The organism is Sulfitobacter sp. 1A15299, assembly GCF_043556915.1.
Taxonomy (GTDB): Bacteria; Pseudomonadota; Alphaproteobacteria; order Rhodobacterales; family Rhodobacteraceae; genus Sulfitobacter.
The window spans coordinates 18,766-32,911 of the sequence record NZ_JBIFFJ010000004.1; the positions used below are offsets into that span (position 1 = coordinate 18,766).

The following is a 14,146-nucleotide window of genomic DNA, read 5'->3' on the forward strand; positions in this document are numbered from 1 at the left end:
ACGCAGGTTTGTGGGCGTCCCCGCACACAACACGCACGGAACCCGCACGCTAAGCTATCGCAATGAACTTTAAGCCAGGTTTCAAATTCGTTCTTTCAGAAGTGAGCTCAACAGGAGTAGCTCATATCTTCAGATTGGTATTGGCAGCTGCCAACACCAGTTCTTCCTCTTATCATTCGACTTAGTTAAGCTGCTACCGGAACGCGCTTTTTCGATGTTGCGATCGAGAGGCGGCCTTGGTTGTCATTCGAGCCTTTTTTCTTAATCACGATATCGATGTCGCGCCCAAGCTTGAGCAGCATTCTGAGAATTCTGTCCGAAGTGATGCCTTCGAGCTTCCCGTTCATGATTTTGGAGACATGCGACTGAGGAATACCCAGAAGCTGTCCAGCGTCGGACTGTGTAAGGTGGCGATGCTTGATGATTGATGCGACTTGAATCGCGAGCGCGGCTTTCAGGCTCAACTCCTCAGCATTCTCGAGCCCAAGGTCGGCGAATACATTCCCGGAGCCGTCTGTGATTTCTTCAGTCATGACAATGGCCTCTTTTTGTAGTCAGCCTCGGCAAGCTTGATCCGAGATTTGATCATTTCAATATCTTTGGGTGGCGTCTTAATGCCGGTCTTCGATTTTTTCTGGAACGCGTGCAAGACATACACGATCCCCTTTAGGCGAAGGAGGTACACGCATCGGTAGGTGTCGCCATCATGATCATCTACGATCTCCACGACGCCGGCGCCAACACCCTTGAATGGTTTGGCACTTCCAGCTTTGCTGCCAGCTTGTGCAAACATCAAAGCGGTTCCGATATCCTTCTTAACCTGGGTCGGGAAACTCTGAATGTCCTTTTGTGCGCTCCCTACCCATCGGCATGGCTTCAACGCTACCTCCTTACTCTTTATACTCATTTAGGTATATTCTGTCAATTTCAAATATTTTTTCAAAGAATCTGCTACCACTCACTCAGGTATCCCATGAGCGTCGACTCCGTATGCTGACTGAAAGAAGGTTGGCAGTGGCCAATTCGATCTACCATCATGCTTTGGCTTTTTCGTCATCCACGGCGAAGTCGTAGTCACCACTGTCGAGCTTCTTTTGCGCTTCCTTGAAGCACCACTCCGGCAAGGTGGGGGAGGATGACCTGGCGGCGTCCATCCGATCCATCAGCTGCTCAAAAGCAGGTTGGAACTCTTCGAAGCTTGTCTGCGTGTGGATTGCGGCCATCTGTCGAAACCGATCGCGCAAGTTTGTGAATTCAGTAGCGGAAGCTCCAATCTCACCCACACGCATATCCATTCCAAGGGCCTTGTAGATGGCCGGGAAAAAACCCGCCAACAAGGCGAAGCCAGCTGCAACGTAAGAGGTCCAAGAACTTGGGATATTCGCAATAAGCTCGCTGGAGGCGACACCTCCGAGGATTATCGGGGCGACTATGAAGACAGTGTTCCATCCACGGGACCACTTCTCCCAAATGTAGAGACCAACGGCCGTGTACGCGCAGGATTCTTCCTGTCGCTTACACTCTCTAATGAGTTCCTGAACGCGCTGATCTGTCATGGGATCCTCGGCATGTTCGCAGTGCCAAATATCTTCTGCCACTCGTCTCCAGCCGCACCTACGTCTGAACCTTCGAGCAAACAGGCTTTCACAGCGCGTCCATGAGCGCTTTCAGCCTTCGTGTACCAAGCATCACCAAGGCTCATGAGTTCGCCTGTGCCAGGTGCGATTAGAAATCCAAAGCGTTTGCCTTTGAGGTACGCAAGGAAATCTCGAACCATGAAGTCGTGATAGAGGCGGGTCTTTCCTTTATGTTCCCACCCTCTGAGAAACTCGATAGCGACGAGTTCAATCCAGAAGGACTTGATTGGCACTGCGCAATACTCTTGCCACTTCTTCATCATCCGCACGAGTTCGCGCGTTTGCCCCTTTGTATCGTCGTTGCTTTCCTTTACCGCATTATGCTCGGCGATATAATCGGCAGTCTCGTAAGAGCCGCCTCCCTTCGTTGAGCAGACCCAATAGCGTCCGCTATCGAGTTTGAAGGCGGGAATGAGTTCCACGTTGAAGCTCGTAAATGGGACCTTCACGACAGGTCCATCGCCTTTGATGTAGGAGGTCGTTGCATACGCAGCTTGAAGGACATTCTTGACCTCCTGAAGAAGCGCTGACTGCTTGTTTCCCGTACGTCCTTCAAACCGCTCATAGACCGAGTAAGGCATGGCATAAAGGACGTCGACATCACGAGGCGGCCCAATACTTGTGAATTTTCCGCGAGAACCGACGAAAAGAGAGTTATCCGTTCCAGATGAAGTCCCGAGATAGTGCTTGTTTAAGACTCTAACCACGCTCTGGCGCCGATCTGATCCGTCTTGCAGCTGCTTTTCGGTTAATAAAATGTTGTTGTGAAATTTTTGAAAACGCTCTGCGACGCCCACTTCAACCTCCTATCCATCATCAACTGTTTTGGTCGTTGGCAGCTGCCAACCTTGGAGCCCTTTAGTTGCCTGATGGACCCCTCGCATCATGTCCTGAAAGGCGCTGGTATTCACGCGAAAAGGGAGGCTCACATACATCGTGCCATCTTCTTGCGGAGTGACTTCCATACCGCGGTCTGCAAGCATTTCGAGCCAGATATCTGCGATCGTTTCGAACTCCATCAGACTTTCCCACTCCCCAAAGCGCTGCCAAAGGGCCCGATGCGCGTCGCGTAGGCGAAAGAAGAAAGGTGAGAACCAGTGCCCCTTGAGAGCCTCCGATATCTCCTTAAAATCGGTATCAACATCTTTGCTGAGACCGTCGGCAGTGCCCAGCACGTAAGAGGCATACTTTACAAGGTTGCCTATGTTGCGCTGAGCTTCGATCATGAGCTCGTTGTAGTCGGCGTCCTGTCGACACTTCAGGATCGCCTTCCGAACATTTGGTCCTGCTTCTGCAAGAGCGCTTAGGAATACTTCCGTATAGTTTTCGAAGGGGTTTTTACCAAAGTCTGCAGATATACGGCATGCAGCATACTCATCCCATGAGGCTTCAATAACCTCCATGCGGAGTGCCTCATACCAGGTCTTTGCCTGGTAACGGAGGACCACACCCGGAAACTGCCGATCTTTGATGGCATTGAGTTCGACATGTGCACACTCGTGGGCGATGGTGTGTACAGCTTCTTGGCAGGCATCGCTGTCGGGCGCCTCCATGAGACCTTCCAAAAAGACAGCATTGAACAAAATATGTGACTTAACGGCGCCATCTCGGAGAACAGCCGGAGTCATCGCAATGCCAATACCCCATTCCTTGCTGGCCGACAGTTCAGTCGAGACCTCAACTCCCCGATCCAATTCCTTCAGCGCTTCGTCGTAGTCGTAAGCCAGTGTCACGCCATCCAGAGTATGGAGATTCATGTGCTGACCGAAATACTGGATCAGCGCCAAGGTGCTCGACCCTATGGCGCGAGCATCTTCTTCCCGAGCGTAGTTTCTGGCTGAAGCTGAAACGTTAGACGGCATGGTTGTTTGCGGCTGTTCTGACACTTTATCTTCCTTGTCATATTTACAAATAGAAGGTGTGGTATTTTGCTGACGCCGCAAGATGAGGTCACAATCGACTTCTGACTTCTCGAAAAAGAGCCTTAATCACCCCAACTGTCTTCGAGCTCGGCCGATCAAACTCAGTGATCGCCTGTCTGGAGATCAGAGCCTGCATAAACGCCTTGCGTTGGTCAAGTCGCGCGTTTGCCACTGGTACATCCGGGTAGAGATCCTGAAGGACAGCTGCCGTATCGTCGCCCTCAGGGCCGACAGCGGCCACTTGGCTCAACACAAAAAAACCGGGGCGTCCGGTTTGCTGCATGATCTCAACTGTCCCGGCCACGGCATTGATATCGAAGGGGCCGGGGCGAATAGGAATGACCACCAGATCAGCGGCGCGGATCGCGGTATCGATCGTGCCCCCAGCATGAGGAGGCGTATCAAGAACACGTAATCCGCGCCTTCATCTTCCGCTTGGGAAAGATAAGCAGAGAGATTTTCCGGCATGGCCTGTAATACGATAGGATCTTCAAGCTCTTGCAGCCTCGCCCAGTCAGCTACAGGTCCTTGGGGGTCGAGATCCAGAAGAATGACCTGCACATTCTTCCTTGATCGCATCGCCTTTTCACTTGTTCGCTTTAGCTTCCTCTGTACGCGTAGCATGTCAGCCGTCTTCTCCATCATCGTCTTGCCATTTTTTTTCAAAGTTTGCGCGCGCTGCACGATGGCGCTCCTCGATGATAGTGGCGATGTCTTTAAGCATCATGAGACGAGCTGCCTTCTGACGTTCGTCGAGCCGAAAATAGGGTACTCGGACCTCCCCGCTATCGGCTTTCCTGGCCAATGTGTCTGCCTCGTAGCCCCAGTATTGAGCTGCCACCTCAAGAGGAATTACAGGTGTGCCGCCGAAATGGGCCAGGAGCATATCAAGTGTGGTCATCTTTACCTCCAGATGGTTGCTAAGGAGGAATTGAGATCGAACTGCAGGAAGCGGAAAAATTACTTTGCGGAAGTCTGCTATGCATGAAGAGTGTGGTCGTGTTGAGACGGTGATCGGAAATCGATGCCTTAGGGGCCGAACCTCGATCTGCTCAGAGCAAGCCGCCCAAGAATTTCGCGACAGACCTGAGGCACGATCCGGGGTAGCCGTGTCGCCAAAAAAATAGTCGCGGACTCGGCAGGTGATCATGTGCTGGCCAGGTATTCCAGAACCCAGTCAAGCCAGTGCCAGTTCTTAAATTTATCGCCCTTCTTTTCCACGTTCACATACCGATCCAAGCAGCTCCGAGACTGATGCCCTGAGGTCTTCATAACGAAATGGTCACGCTTTCCCTTCTCGAACAGCCGGCTGATACCTTCGTGCCGAAGATCGTGAAAACGCAAATCGTCAATCTTGACGCGCTGCCGGTGGCGTCGAAAAGCGGTGCCCACCGAGCGCGGATTGTACGGGAAAATAAACTCTGAGGTCTTGGGCATGGAAAGGATGATCTTCATGGCCTGAGGGGTGAGCTTCACCCAAACGTCATTGGTTCTCTTTTTGCGGGGGTGCTTCATCTCCCGAACCAAAATCTTTCGATCAGTCACGTTTAGGTCACTCCAGCGGAGACGACAGATTTCACTGAGCCGGCGACACGAGAAGATGGCGAATACACTTATCGTGATAACGGGGATCTTTTGCCTTTTGTTCGCGAGCACTGCGCGAAAGATCAGGTCGAGCTCATCGAGAGTGGGGCGCCGTTCACGCTCTTCGGACCGTGCCAAAATTTCATCGTGCCACAGTACTTTCATGGCGCGAACTATGACATCGTATGGAACATCCTCATCGCGTTCAGCTGCCCACTTCAAAGAGGAAGCGAGCATCGTCATGTAGGTCGCCGCGGTTTGCGGCGTCATTTCCAACTTGAGCAGGTCTTCTGCCGCGTTTTGAAACCACTTCAAGTCTATGGCCGAGGCTGGCACCTGACAGCGTGGGTGATTGATCCAAAATTCGAGATTTTGGGTTGCGGTTTTCTCGACGCTCCGTCCCTTGTCCTTCCTTTTTTGTATTAAATCGCAAACACGCGGTGCCGTTTTAGAGCCTTCTCCTTGCTTGGGAGCAAGTAAACCCAGTTGTATCTGGGCCAAGGTGTCATCTCGCCAATTCTTGGCGTCCTTGAGACTTGAGAACGTCTTGCTTGTATTGATTGAGCCACCGTCGGTCCTGCGACGGATTTGCGCGCAGTATCTCGGTAAGCCGTCTTTCGGAGTGCGTGCGGAAATGAAGGGTTCGTTCGAACAGTCTTCTACTGTGGGAAAGGTATCGGCTCTGGTCGAATTCTGCGTCCGTTTGGACTGTTTCGGCTGACGCGAAGAGGCTATTTCGCTGCTGCCGGAACTTTCGGTAGGTCGCGGCTGGGCGGGCAGTCCTGCGCGGAAGGCAAATGGAGAACCCGCTGCGCGGTCACGCGAGATTTCCTGAAGTAGATTCTTAGAGCTAACTTGGGTCCTGTGAGACATGACCGTCCTTTCTTGTTGATCGTCGAGAACGTGGTGTTACTTCGATCTGGCCGGAAACCGTCCGAATGGGGTAAGACGGGGCGCAGCGAGAATCAGGTGGTTCGCCTGACCCCGGCGGAGCTCTGGCTTGGAAATTATTAGCGGGATAGATGTTGCTACTCGGTAGCAAGCTGCCTTGGAAAACCGATGGAAACCGGGGAAAATCCCCTGGTATCAAGAGAAATCCCGATAGCTGGCTGTCTGTGTATGTGGCGATTAAGTGTATGAAATTTAATGGAAAAAAAGCCTCGCGGCTTTCCGTGGCACCGATGATGGACTGGACCGACCGCCACTGCCGCTACCTCCACCGGCTGCTCAGCCGCGAGACCCTGCTTTATACCGAGATGGTCACCGCCCCCGCCTTGGTGCGCGGCGGCGCGCTGCATCTGCTGGATCACGACCCCGCCGAACATCCCGTTGCATTGCAATTGGGCGGGTCCGACCCGCAGGAGTTGGCGCAGGCGGCGCGGTTGGGGGCCGCGGCGGGCTATGATGAGATCAACCTTAACTGCGGCTGCCCCTCTGACCGGGTGCAGTCGGGCGCGTTCGGGGCCGTCTTGATGCAGCAGCCGGGGCTGGTGGCCGAATGCGTCGACGCGATGCGCGCGGCCTGCGATGTCGAGGTGACGGTGAAATGCCGCATCGGGGTGGACGATCAGAACCCCGAAGAGATCCTGCCCGAGTTCCTGTCGCGGATCGTGGCGGCGGGCTGCACCCGGGTGACGATCCATGCGCGCAAGGCGTGGTTGCAGGGGCTAAGCCCCAAGGAAAACCGCGATATTCCGCCGCTGGATTATGACCTCGTCCATCGGATGAAGGGGCTGTTCCCGAACCTGCATATCTCGGTCAATGGTGGGATCACCTCACTCGATCAGGCCGAAGCCTTTCTCGATGCGGGGCTCGATGGCGTTATGGTGGGGCGCAGCGCCTATCACGCGCCTGCGGATATCCTCGCCACGGCAGACCGGCGCATCTATGGGCAGGGCAGCGACAGCAGTGCAGAGGCGGCGGTGCAGGGGATGTTGCCCTATATCGAGGCGCATTTGGCAGGCGGAGGGCGGCTCGGGCAGATCACCCGGCATATGCTGGGGCTTTTCGCCGGGCGGCCCGGTGCGCGGCTGTGGCGGCGTATCCTCTCCGAAGGGGCACATAAGCCCGGCGCGGGCCCGGAACTGGTCGAGGCTGCTTTGGCCGAAGTCGCCGCGGCGCAGGATGTGGCCGCGGCGGGCTAGGGTCAGACGCTGGGCTCTGCCACTGGGCGGGGCCGCAGCAGGGCCAATGTGAGCAGGGCCGCCACCAGACCGCAGGCCGCGATGGCCCCCAGCATGGGCGTGACGCTGCCGTCGAAAAACGGCCCGGCCAGCGCGATGGAAAGGCCCCCGGCCACCATCTGCAGGGTGCCGCCCAAGGACGAGGCCAGTCCCGCGATATCGCCGTGGTCGTCCAGCGCCACGACCATCACCGTCGGCACCACCACGCCAAGGCAGGCATTGGCGCAGAACAGCCCCGCCATTACCAGATAGAGGCCCGGATCGGTTGTGAGCGCGATGATAAAGATTGCGGCGGAGAAGAAGACAAAGCCCGCCACCCCGCGCCGCACGAGGCTGCGCATGCCCCAGCGTTCCCCCAGCCATCCCGCCAGTTGCGAAGCCGAGAAAAAGCCAACCGCATTGACCGCGAAAGCCAGCGAGAACCCGGTCGGCCCCAGCCCGTATTGCCCGGTATAGACAAAGGGCGCGAAGGCGATGAAGACAAAGAAAGACCCCATGGCGAAGCCGCCGATAAAGGTCAGCCCCATGAAGATCGGATCGTTCAGCAGCACTTTCGCCCCGCGCCAGAGGCTGCGCGGATTGATCCGAACGCGGCGTTTGACGGGCAGCGTTTCGGGCTGGACGAATGCGGTAAGGGCCAACGCGGCAACCGCCAGCACGCCGAGGGCTATGAAAATCGCGCGCCAATCTGCCAAGGCCAGAACCGCGCTGCCCGCCAGCGGGGCCAGCATCGGCGAGATCGAGATCACCAGCATCAACATCGCCATCAGGCGGGTCGCTTGTGTCCCGGTATATTGGTCGCGGATGATCGCGCGGGGCACCACCATCAGCACCGCGCCACCCAGCCCTTGCAGCGCGCGCCAGCCGGTCAGCGCCGCCATCGACGGGGCGAAGGCCGCCCCGAAAGAGGCGATCAGAAACAGCGCGAGCCCGACCATGATCGGCAGCTTGCGCCCCGCCTGATCGGCCCAAGGGCCGTAGAAAAGCTGCCCCAGTCCGAAGGCGATGAAATAGGCGGTGATTGTCCCCTGAACTGCTGTCTCAGAGGCGCCATAGCTGGCGGCGATGGCGGGCATGGCAGGCAGATACATGTCGATGGCGAAGGGGCCGACCAGCCCCAGCAACCCGAGAATGAGCGCTGAACGTAGCACGAGATGTCCTTTCGGATGGAATGGCCGGGGCCATATGGGGCAGGCGGCAAACGGTCGGTGCGCTTGGGGCCCACGGTTGCGGGCAACCTAACCGGCCTTGGCCAAAGTGCAACCCCGGCGTTATTGCCTTGAACCCTCTGCGCGAAACGGCTTGATAGAGCCAAAGACAGCCGGGGAGGGGCTCATGCCAGAATTGAACGATCTATTGCCGATGCTGGTGCTGCTCGCCCTGATCGGCGGTTTTGCCGGAATTCTGGCGGGGCTTTTGGGCGTCGGCGGGGGGATCGTCTTGGTCCCGGCGTTCTTTTATGTGCTGCAATCGCTGGGCTATGGCGGGCCGCAGTTGATGCAGATTTGCCTTGCGACCTCTTTGGCGACGATCATCGTCACTTCTGCGCGTTCGGTTCATGCCCATAACAAAAAGGGCGCGGTGGATTGGGAAATTCTGCGCACTTGGGCGCCGGGGATCATGCTGGGGGCCATTCTGGGCGTGTTGCTGGTGTCGCAACTGCGGACACAAACACTACAGGTGATCTTTGGCGGGCTGGCGCTTTGCGTGGGCCTCTACCTCGGCTTCGGGCGCAGCGAGTGGCGTTTGGGGGAGACCATGCCGCGCGGCCTTAAACGCGCGCTCCTGTCGCCGATGGTGGGCTTTCTGTCGGTGCTCATGGGGATCGGCGGCGGCAGCTTTGGCGTACCGCTGATGACATTGCACGGGCGACCGATTCACAAGGCCGTGGCCACGGCGGCGGGCTTTGGCCTTTTGATCGCTGTGCCTTCGGTGATTGCCTTTCTCTTTGTCGACATCGGCCAGAACCGCCCGCCGCTGACCCTTGGCGCGGTCAACCTTGCGGCCTTTGGGATCGTCGTGGCGATGACAGTGATAACCGCGCCTTGGGGCGTGCGGCTGGCCCATGCGATGGACCCCAAGCCGCTGCGGAGGGTCTTTGCCGTCTTCCTCGTGCTGGTGGCGCTGAACATGCTGAGAAAGGCGCTTTGGAGCTGAGGCGTCCCGTTTTTGACCTTACTCCTGCCGGAATGCGGCTCTTTTTGCCCAATTTCGGACAATGTTCACTAAATTGCCGTAATCTCGACACAAACTACGGGCTAAATGCCTTAACAAACGCAGAATCATCCGAACCAAGGGACGTGACGAGATGCGCCGAAGCGGGACCAAAGCGATCATCCTCAAAGGGCAGGGCAGCGACCTCGCCTATTGGAGACCTGCGCGCCGGGGCCGCCGGGCGTTTCGTTTCGATGGGATGTTCACTCGTGAGACCTGCCTGACCTTCGCCCGTGCCTCTGTGCCTGCCGCCAACTACAACGCGGCCCCGATGGGGCATCAGGATGCGACCAATGGCGAAGCGGCTCTTATTTTCCTGAACCAGATCGTCCAGCGCCGCGGCGCCTGAGGCCGCGCTAGTCGCGTCGTCGGGCCAACTTTGCCGCGCGGCCCCCGCGCCGTTTCGCATGGGCGCTTTGGCGTGCGGGCAGTTCCGCCATGATGGCGCGGCGTTCCTCGGCGCTCATTGCGGACCAGCGGCCAATCTCGTCGATCGACCGCAGACAGCCGGTGCAAAGACGGCTTTCGGGATGCACCACGCAGACGTTGATGCAGGGGCTTTCGACCTCATCACGTTGCCAGACCCTTTTCTTAGTCACGGCGCATCACCTGCAAACGATCCAGAAGCCCCTGAAGGATATAGCCCGCCGCCACATGGTCGATCACCTCGGCGCGGCGTTTGCGTGTGGTATCGGCCTCGAGCAGCGCGCGTTCGGCGGCCACGGTCGACAGGCGTTCGTCCCAATAGGTGATCGGCAGCGGGCTGAGCCGGTCGAAGTTGCGCGCAAAGGCGCGGGTCGACTGGCAGCGCGGCCCCTCGGTGCCATCCATATTGCGCGGCAGCCCCAGAACCAGCCCGCCGATGCGACGCTCCGCGATGATCTCGGTCAGGCGGGCGGCATCGACGCCGAACTTCTTGCGGCGCACGGTTTCCAGCGGGGTGGCGACGGATTGGAAACTGTCGCTCACCGCCACGCCGATGGTTTTCTCGCCCAAGTCCAGCCCGATCAGGGCCTGCATCGGGGGCAGGGCGGCGATGAAATCTGCGGTTTCGTCGTAAATCATCCTGCCACCCCTGCACGTTCCCCGGCGCTGCGGATCATGTCCAGCGCCGCATTATCGCCCGAGAAGACCTCAAGCGCATTGTCATAGACCGCCCGGGCCTGATCGGTATCGCCCAAGACCCCCAGCGAGGTGATCAACCGCGCCCAGTCCTGCGGCGGGCCGCCTTCGCTGGCCAGACGGTCCGACAGGCCCGCAACCATGCCGCCGATCATCTCCATCCGGTCATCCGCGCTCATCTCCGAGGCGGCTTCGATGTCTTCGGCCGAAGGGCCGCGTGCGGGCGCGCCGCTGCCAATCTGCGGCATCTCGTAATTCACCCCGGCTAGGGCGGCCACTTGGGCGATTTGCGCGCGGATCGGCTCGATCCACGGGGCATCGGCGGGCCCGCGCCGCAGCAGTGCATCCCAGATCCGAAAGCCCACATCGGGCCGTCCGGTCTGCACCATCATCAGGCCGAGGTAATAGCGCGCTCGGCCATCCTGCTCATCGCGGTTCAACACTTCGCGCAGGGCGGTTTCCGCCTCGGGAGAGACATAACCGCCCGCTGCCAGCACCAAGAGTTCGGCATAATCGGCGATGTCCCTGGCCGTGCGGTCAGCCCCTTTGAGACGCAACACATCGGCCTGCGCGTCGGCGGCGGCGGCGAAATTGCCGATGCGGGCTTCGTTCTGCGCCAGAAGGGTTTGCCCTTGCAGGTCTTCGGGCCGGTCTTTGACCGTGGCACGCAGCTGCTGCATCAGGGCGAGGTAATCGGCGCTCAGCCCGTCGGTGGTAGGGCTGGGGGGCAGGCTGTCCACCGCGCTTTGCTGGCTGGGACGGTTGCGGCGCATATCCTCGGCAAAGGCGATGCGGTCAGCGAGGGCAAGATCGCCATAGCCGGGCTGGCCCAGATGCCAATAGAGCGCCAATGACCCGGCGCCCAAGGCCACGACCCCGGCGATCAGCACCGCGGGCGCGGGGCGGGTGGCGTTTTGCGGGCCACCGTCGCGGGCGGCATCGGCAGCGAGGATCCGGCGCGAAATCTCGGTCCGGATGCGGGCGGCGTCGGCCTCGGGGACGATCCCGCGCGCCACATCGCGCTCAACCTCATCCAATTGGTCGCGGTACACCTTGAGATCATAGTCCGCCTGAGCGGGCAGGGGCGTATCCGCGCCGCGCCAAGCGGCCCGCGCCAAAAGACCGCCCACGACAAGCGCCATCGCGCCAGAGAGAAACCAGAATATCATGGCCTCTACCTAACCTTTGACCGGCCCCGACAAAAGCCCGCAAATGCCGCGTGCCCTGCGGCATTTTTCACCAATCGCGCCGCATGTCGCAAAACCGCGTCCAAATGCCGTGGTGGTCATTTCGCACATCTGCGCCTAGGCTCAGAACTGAGCACAGCCGCCCGCGCGGCCCGAATCCTTGCCGGGAAGTGACGTGATGAAGAAATACTCCGTTTTCGCAGTGGCCCGAGAGGCGATGCGCCATCATACGGGATGGACCCGCGCATGGCGCGATGCGCAGCCGAAAAAGCGCTATGACGTGATCATCGTGGGCGCGGGCGGCCATGGGCTGGCGACGGCCTATTATCTGGGCAAGAATTTCGGCATCACCAATGTCGCGGTGCTGGAGAAAGGCTGGCTCGGCGGCGGCAACACCGGGCGCAACACGACGATCATCCGCTCGAACTACCTGCAAGACCCCTCGGCTGCGATCTACGAGAAAGCGCGCAGTCTTTACGAGACGATGAGCCAAGACCTGAACTACAACGTCATGTTCAGCCCCCGTGGCGTCATCATGCTGGCGCAGACCGAACATGAGGTGCGCGGCTACAAACGCACGGCCCATGCCAACGCCCTGCAAGGCGTGCAGACCGAGTTCATCGGCCCGGACCGGGTCAAACAACTGGTGCCGATCATCAACATCGACGGGCCGCGCTACCCGGTGCTGGGGGGGCTTTGGCAAGCCCGCGGCGGCACCGCGCGGCACGATGCGGTGGCTTGGGGCTATGCGCGGGCTTGCTCGGATATGGGCATGGACATCATCCAGAAATGCGAGGTTACCGGCGTAGGCCAGACGGGCGGCAAGGTCACCGGCGTCAGCACCACCCGCGGCGATATCGACTGCGACAAGCTGGGCATCGTCGTGGCGGGGCATTCGGGGCAGCTGGCGAATATGGCGGGCTTTCGTCTGCCGATCGAAAGCGTGGCCTTGCAGGCGCTGGTCTCGGAGCCGGTCAAACCCTGCATGGATGTCGTCGTCATGGCCAATACGGTGCACGGCTATATGAGCCAGTCCGACAAGGGCGAGATGGTCATCGGCGGGGGCACGGACGGGCATAACAATTACACCCAACGCGGCAGCTTTCACCATATCGAAGAGACGGTGCGCGCGCTGGTCGAAACCTTTCCGATGATCTCACGGCTCAAGATGCTGCGGCAATGGGGCGGCATCGTGGATGTCACCGGCGACCGCTCTCCGATCCTTAGCAAAACCCCGGTGGAGGGGGTTTTTATCAATGGTGGCTGGGGCACGGGCGGCTTCAAGGCGATCCCCGGCTCGGGCTGGGGCTTCGCCGAATTGATGGCCAAGGGACATTCGCCGCTAACCGATGCCTTCGGGCTGGAGCGGTTCGCCGAAGGCCGCTTCATCGACGAATCCGTAGCCGCCGGGGTGGCCCATTGATGTTGCGGATCGGCCACAAGTCGCTGCCTCGTTGTATTGCGCGGAACGAATTCGCCCGCGCCGGAGTTGCCCGTTCAGACATTGGAAATAACGGAGCTGAACAATGGCAACCCCGGATCACAACCGCACCGATCACGTCGATCACACCAATACCACCACGACCACGACCACGACGGATCGTGGCGGTAACAGCGGCCTTGCCTTTATCGTCGGCGCGGTTGTGGTTGTCGTGGCCCTGCTGGCCTACTTCCTCTTTGCAGGTGGCGACATCGACGGCGCGAATGACGTCAACGTCAACATCGAAGGCGCAGCCGAAAGCACAGGCGATGCCATCGAAGGCGCAGCCGAAGGCACGGCGGATGCCGTGGACGAGGCCGCAACCCCGACCGAGTAAACTAACCACGGCCACGCGCTTTGCGTTGCCCTTGCACGATCTACGCCGCTCCGCGCTTTTGCGCCGGGGCGGCGTTTTGCCGTTCTCTCCCCGCGCAGGAGCCTGCCCATGTTGATCCTTACCTGTCCATGCTGCCATGTCACTGCCGAAGAGACAGAGTTTCACGGCGGCGGGGAGGCGCATTTGAAACGCATTGGCCCCGGCGGGTCCGAAGAGGATTTCGAGCGCTATCTCTTCATGCGTGAGAACCCCAAGGGCGTGCATCTTGAACGGTGGCGGCATGTCTATGGCTGCGGCAAGTGGTTCCATATGGCCCGCGATACCGCCACGCTCCAAGTCTTTGGCAGCTATCCCGCGCAGACCCTCGCCCCGCCGGATCACATTCTTGAGGCGATCCGCAAACGCCATCCCGAGTGGCAGTGGCAGCGCGCCAGCTAGCCCCGCCCCTGATCGTCCCGCCCCGGCATTTACCCCCATCCT

18 protein-coding genes are annotated in these 14,146 nt (G+C 59.1%); 6 read left to right on the top strand and 12 right to left on the bottom strand.

Annotation, left to right across the window (positions count from 1 at the left end):
* Positions 1 to 185 precede the first annotated feature (185 nt).
* From ACGYK7_RS07350 to ACGYK7_RS07385, 8 genes are all read right to left on the bottom strand, one after another.
* Positions 186 to 533: a helix-turn-helix domain-containing protein gene (locus ACGYK7_RS07350; protein WP_394400452.1), complete on the bottom strand. Its 348-nt coding sequence runs from the start codon at positions 531 to 533 to the stop codon at positions 186 to 188.
* Positions 530 to 907, bottom strand: coding sequence for a type II toxin-antitoxin system RelE/ParE family toxin (locus ACGYK7_RS07355; RefSeq protein ID WP_394400455.1), 378 nt, complete (start codon positions 905 to 907; stop codon positions 530 to 532). Before ACGYK7_RS07355 ends, ACGYK7_RS07350 begins: the two co-directional genes overlap by 4 nt.
* Before the next feature lie 127 nt (positions 908 to 1,034).
* Positions 1,035 to 1,556, bottom strand: a complete 522-nt coding sequence (locus ACGYK7_RS07360) for an SLATT domain-containing protein (protein ID WP_394400458.1) — start codon at positions 1,554 to 1,556, stop codon at positions 1,035 to 1,037.
* On the bottom strand, positions 1,553 to 2,434 hold the full coding sequence (locus ACGYK7_RS07365) for a hypothetical protein (protein ID WP_394400461.1): 882 nt from the start codon (positions 2,432 to 2,434) through the stop codon (positions 1,553 to 1,555). Before ACGYK7_RS07365 ends, ACGYK7_RS07360 begins: the two co-directional genes overlap by 4 nt.
* A 9-nt stretch (positions 2,435 to 2,443) precedes the next feature.
* Entirely contained in the window at positions 2,444 to 3,523 is a 1,080-nt protein-coding gene (locus ACGYK7_RS07370; RefSeq protein WP_394400464.1) for a hypothetical protein, read from the bottom strand.
* Between the two features lie 282 nt (positions 3,524 to 3,805).
* Positions 3,806 to 4,204, bottom strand: a complete 399-nt coding sequence (locus ACGYK7_RS07375; RefSeq protein WP_394400466.1) for a hypothetical protein — start codon at positions 4,202 to 4,204, stop codon at positions 3,806 to 3,808.
* Positions 4,185 to 4,460, bottom strand: a complete 276-nt coding sequence (locus tag ACGYK7_RS07380; RefSeq protein WP_394400468.1) for a pyocin activator PrtN family protein — start codon at positions 4,458 to 4,460, stop codon at positions 4,185 to 4,187. Before ACGYK7_RS07380 ends, ACGYK7_RS07375 begins: the two co-directional genes overlap by 20 nt.
* A gap of 245 nt (positions 4,461 to 4,705) precedes the next feature.
* Positions 4,706 to 6,016 (bottom strand): site-specific integrase, encoded by a 1,311-nt coding sequence (locus tag ACGYK7_RS07385; protein WP_394400471.1) that lies wholly within the window; start codon positions 6,014 to 6,016, stop codon positions 4,706 to 4,708.
* Between the two features lie 263 nt (positions 6,017 to 6,279).
* On the opposite strand from ACGYK7_RS07385, the gene dusA reads away from it, so the two are divergent.
* Positions 6,280 to 7,287 carry a tRNA dihydrouridine(20/20a) synthase DusA gene (gene dusA, locus ACGYK7_RS07390; protein ID WP_394400473.1) on the top strand — a complete coding sequence of 336 codons (1,008 nt, stop codon included), beginning with the start codon at positions 6,280 to 6,282 and terminating at the stop codon, positions 7,285 to 7,287.
* 2 nt (positions 7,288 to 7,289) lie between these two features.
* Here dusA and ACGYK7_RS07395 read toward each other — a convergent pair whose 3' ends face one another.
* Positions 7,290 to 8,477, bottom strand: coding sequence for a multidrug effflux MFS transporter (locus ACGYK7_RS07395; protein ID WP_394400476.1), 1,188 nt, complete (start codon positions 8,475 to 8,477; stop codon positions 7,290 to 7,292).
* A gap of 184 nt (positions 8,478 to 8,661) precedes the next feature.
* Here ACGYK7_RS07395 and ACGYK7_RS07400 point away from each other — a divergent pair, with 184 nt between their 5' ends.
* Both ACGYK7_RS07400 and ACGYK7_RS07405 read left to right on the top strand, forming a co-directional pair.
* Positions 8,662 to 9,483, top strand: coding sequence for a sulfite exporter TauE/SafE family protein (locus ACGYK7_RS07400; RefSeq protein WP_394400479.1), 822 nt, complete (start codon positions 8,662 to 8,664; stop codon positions 9,481 to 9,483).
* Positions 9,484 to 9,634: 151 nt separating this feature from the next.
* Positions 9,635 to 9,889: a hypothetical protein gene (locus ACGYK7_RS07405; RefSeq protein ID WP_394400481.1), complete on the top strand. Its 255-nt coding sequence runs from the start codon at positions 9,635 to 9,637 to the stop codon at positions 9,887 to 9,889.
* 7 nt (positions 9,890 to 9,896) lie between these two features.
* On the opposite strand, the gene ACGYK7_RS07410 is transcribed toward ACGYK7_RS07405, so the two are convergent.
* The 3 genes from ACGYK7_RS07410 to ccmI are packed head-to-tail and all read right to left on the bottom strand — an operon-like array spanning position 9,897 to position 11,831.
* Positions 9,897 to 10,139, bottom strand: a complete 243-nt coding sequence (locus ACGYK7_RS07410; protein ID WP_394400484.1) for a DUF1289 domain-containing protein — start codon at positions 10,137 to 10,139, stop codon at positions 9,897 to 9,899.
* Positions 10,132 to 10,605, bottom strand: a complete 474-nt coding sequence (ruvX, locus tag ACGYK7_RS07415) for a Holliday junction resolvase RuvX (RefSeq protein WP_067264722.1) — start codon at positions 10,603 to 10,605, stop codon at positions 10,132 to 10,134. Before ruvX ends, ACGYK7_RS07410 begins: the two co-directional genes overlap by 8 nt.
* Positions 10,602 to 11,831, bottom strand: a complete 1,230-nt coding sequence (gene ccmI / locus ACGYK7_RS07420) for a c-type cytochrome biogenesis protein CcmI (protein WP_394400487.1) — start codon at positions 11,829 to 11,831, stop codon at positions 10,602 to 10,604. Before ccmI ends, ruvX begins: the two co-directional genes overlap by 4 nt.
* A gap of 196 nt (positions 11,832 to 12,027) precedes the next feature.
* Here ccmI and ACGYK7_RS07425 point away from each other — a divergent pair, with 196 nt between their 5' ends.
* From ACGYK7_RS07425 to ACGYK7_RS07435, 3 genes are all read left to right on the top strand, one after another.
* Positions 12,028 to 13,272, top strand: a complete 1,245-nt coding sequence (locus tag ACGYK7_RS07425) for a sarcosine oxidase subunit beta family protein (RefSeq protein ID WP_394400884.1) — start codon at positions 12,028 to 12,030, stop codon at positions 13,270 to 13,272.
* A gap of 103 nt (positions 13,273 to 13,375) precedes the next feature.
* Positions 13,376 to 13,666 (top strand): hypothetical protein, encoded by a 291-nt coding sequence (locus ACGYK7_RS07430; RefSeq protein ID WP_394400490.1) that lies wholly within the window; start codon positions 13,376 to 13,378, stop codon positions 13,664 to 13,666.
* Positions 13,667 to 13,774: 108 nt separating this feature from the next.
* The gene (locus ACGYK7_RS07435) at positions 13,775 to 14,104 is read left to right on the top strand and encodes a sarcosine oxidase subunit delta (RefSeq protein WP_394400493.1); all 330 of its coding nucleotides are present in this window, start codon (positions 13,775 to 13,777) and stop codon (positions 14,102 to 14,104) included.
* Positions 14,105 to 14,146 lie beyond the last annotated feature (42 nt).

Coding starts and splice junctions, on each gene's coding strand:
- ACGYK7_RS07350 (WP_394400452.1), bottom strand. CDS start 533: ATGACTGAAGAAATCACAGACGGCTCCGGGAATGTATTCGCCGACCTT.
- ACGYK7_RS07355 (WP_394400455.1), bottom strand. CDS start 907: ATGAGTATAAAGAGTAAGGAGGTAGCGTTGAAGCCATGCCGATGGGTA.
- ACGYK7_RS07360 (WP_394400458.1), bottom strand. CDS start 1,556: ATGACAGATCAGCGCGTTCAGGAACTCATTAGAGAGTGTAAGCGACAG.
- ACGYK7_RS07375 (WP_394400466.1), bottom strand. CDS start 4,204: ATGATGGAGAAGACGGCTGACATGCTACGCGTACAGAGGAAGCTAAAG.
- ACGYK7_RS07380 (WP_394400468.1), bottom strand. CDS start 4,460: ATGACCACACTTGATATGCTCCTGGCCCATTTCGGCGGCACACCTGTA.
- ACGYK7_RS07385 (WP_394400471.1), bottom strand. CDS start 6,016: ATGTCTCACAGGACCCAAGTTAGCTCTAAGAATCTACTTCAGGAAATC.
- dusA (WP_394400473.1), top strand. CDS start 6,280: ATGAAATTTAATGGAAAAAAAGCCTCGCGGCTTTCCGTGGCACCGATG.
- ACGYK7_RS07400 (WP_394400479.1), top strand. CDS start 8,662: ATGCCAGAATTGAACGATCTATTGCCGATGCTGGTGCTGCTCGCCCTG.
- ACGYK7_RS07405 (WP_394400481.1), top strand. CDS start 9,635: ATGCGCCGAAGCGGGACCAAAGCGATCATCCTCAAAGGGCAGGGCAGC.
- ruvX (WP_067264722.1), bottom strand. CDS start 10,605: ATGATTTACGACGAAACCGCAGATTTCATCGCCGCCCTGCCCCCGATG.
- ccmI (WP_394400487.1), bottom strand. CDS start 11,831: ATGATATTCTGGTTTCTCTCTGGCGCGATGGCGCTTGTCGTGGGCGGT.
- ACGYK7_RS07425 (WP_394400884.1), top strand. CDS start 12,028: ATGAAGAAATACTCCGTTTTCGCAGTGGCCCGAGAGGCGATGCGCCAT.
- ACGYK7_RS07430 (WP_394400490.1), top strand. CDS start 13,376: ATGGCAACCCCGGATCACAACCGCACCGATCACGTCGATCACACCAAT.
- ACGYK7_RS07435 (WP_394400493.1), top strand. CDS start 13,775: ATGTTGATCCTTACCTGTCCATGCTGCCATGTCACTGCCGAAGAGACA.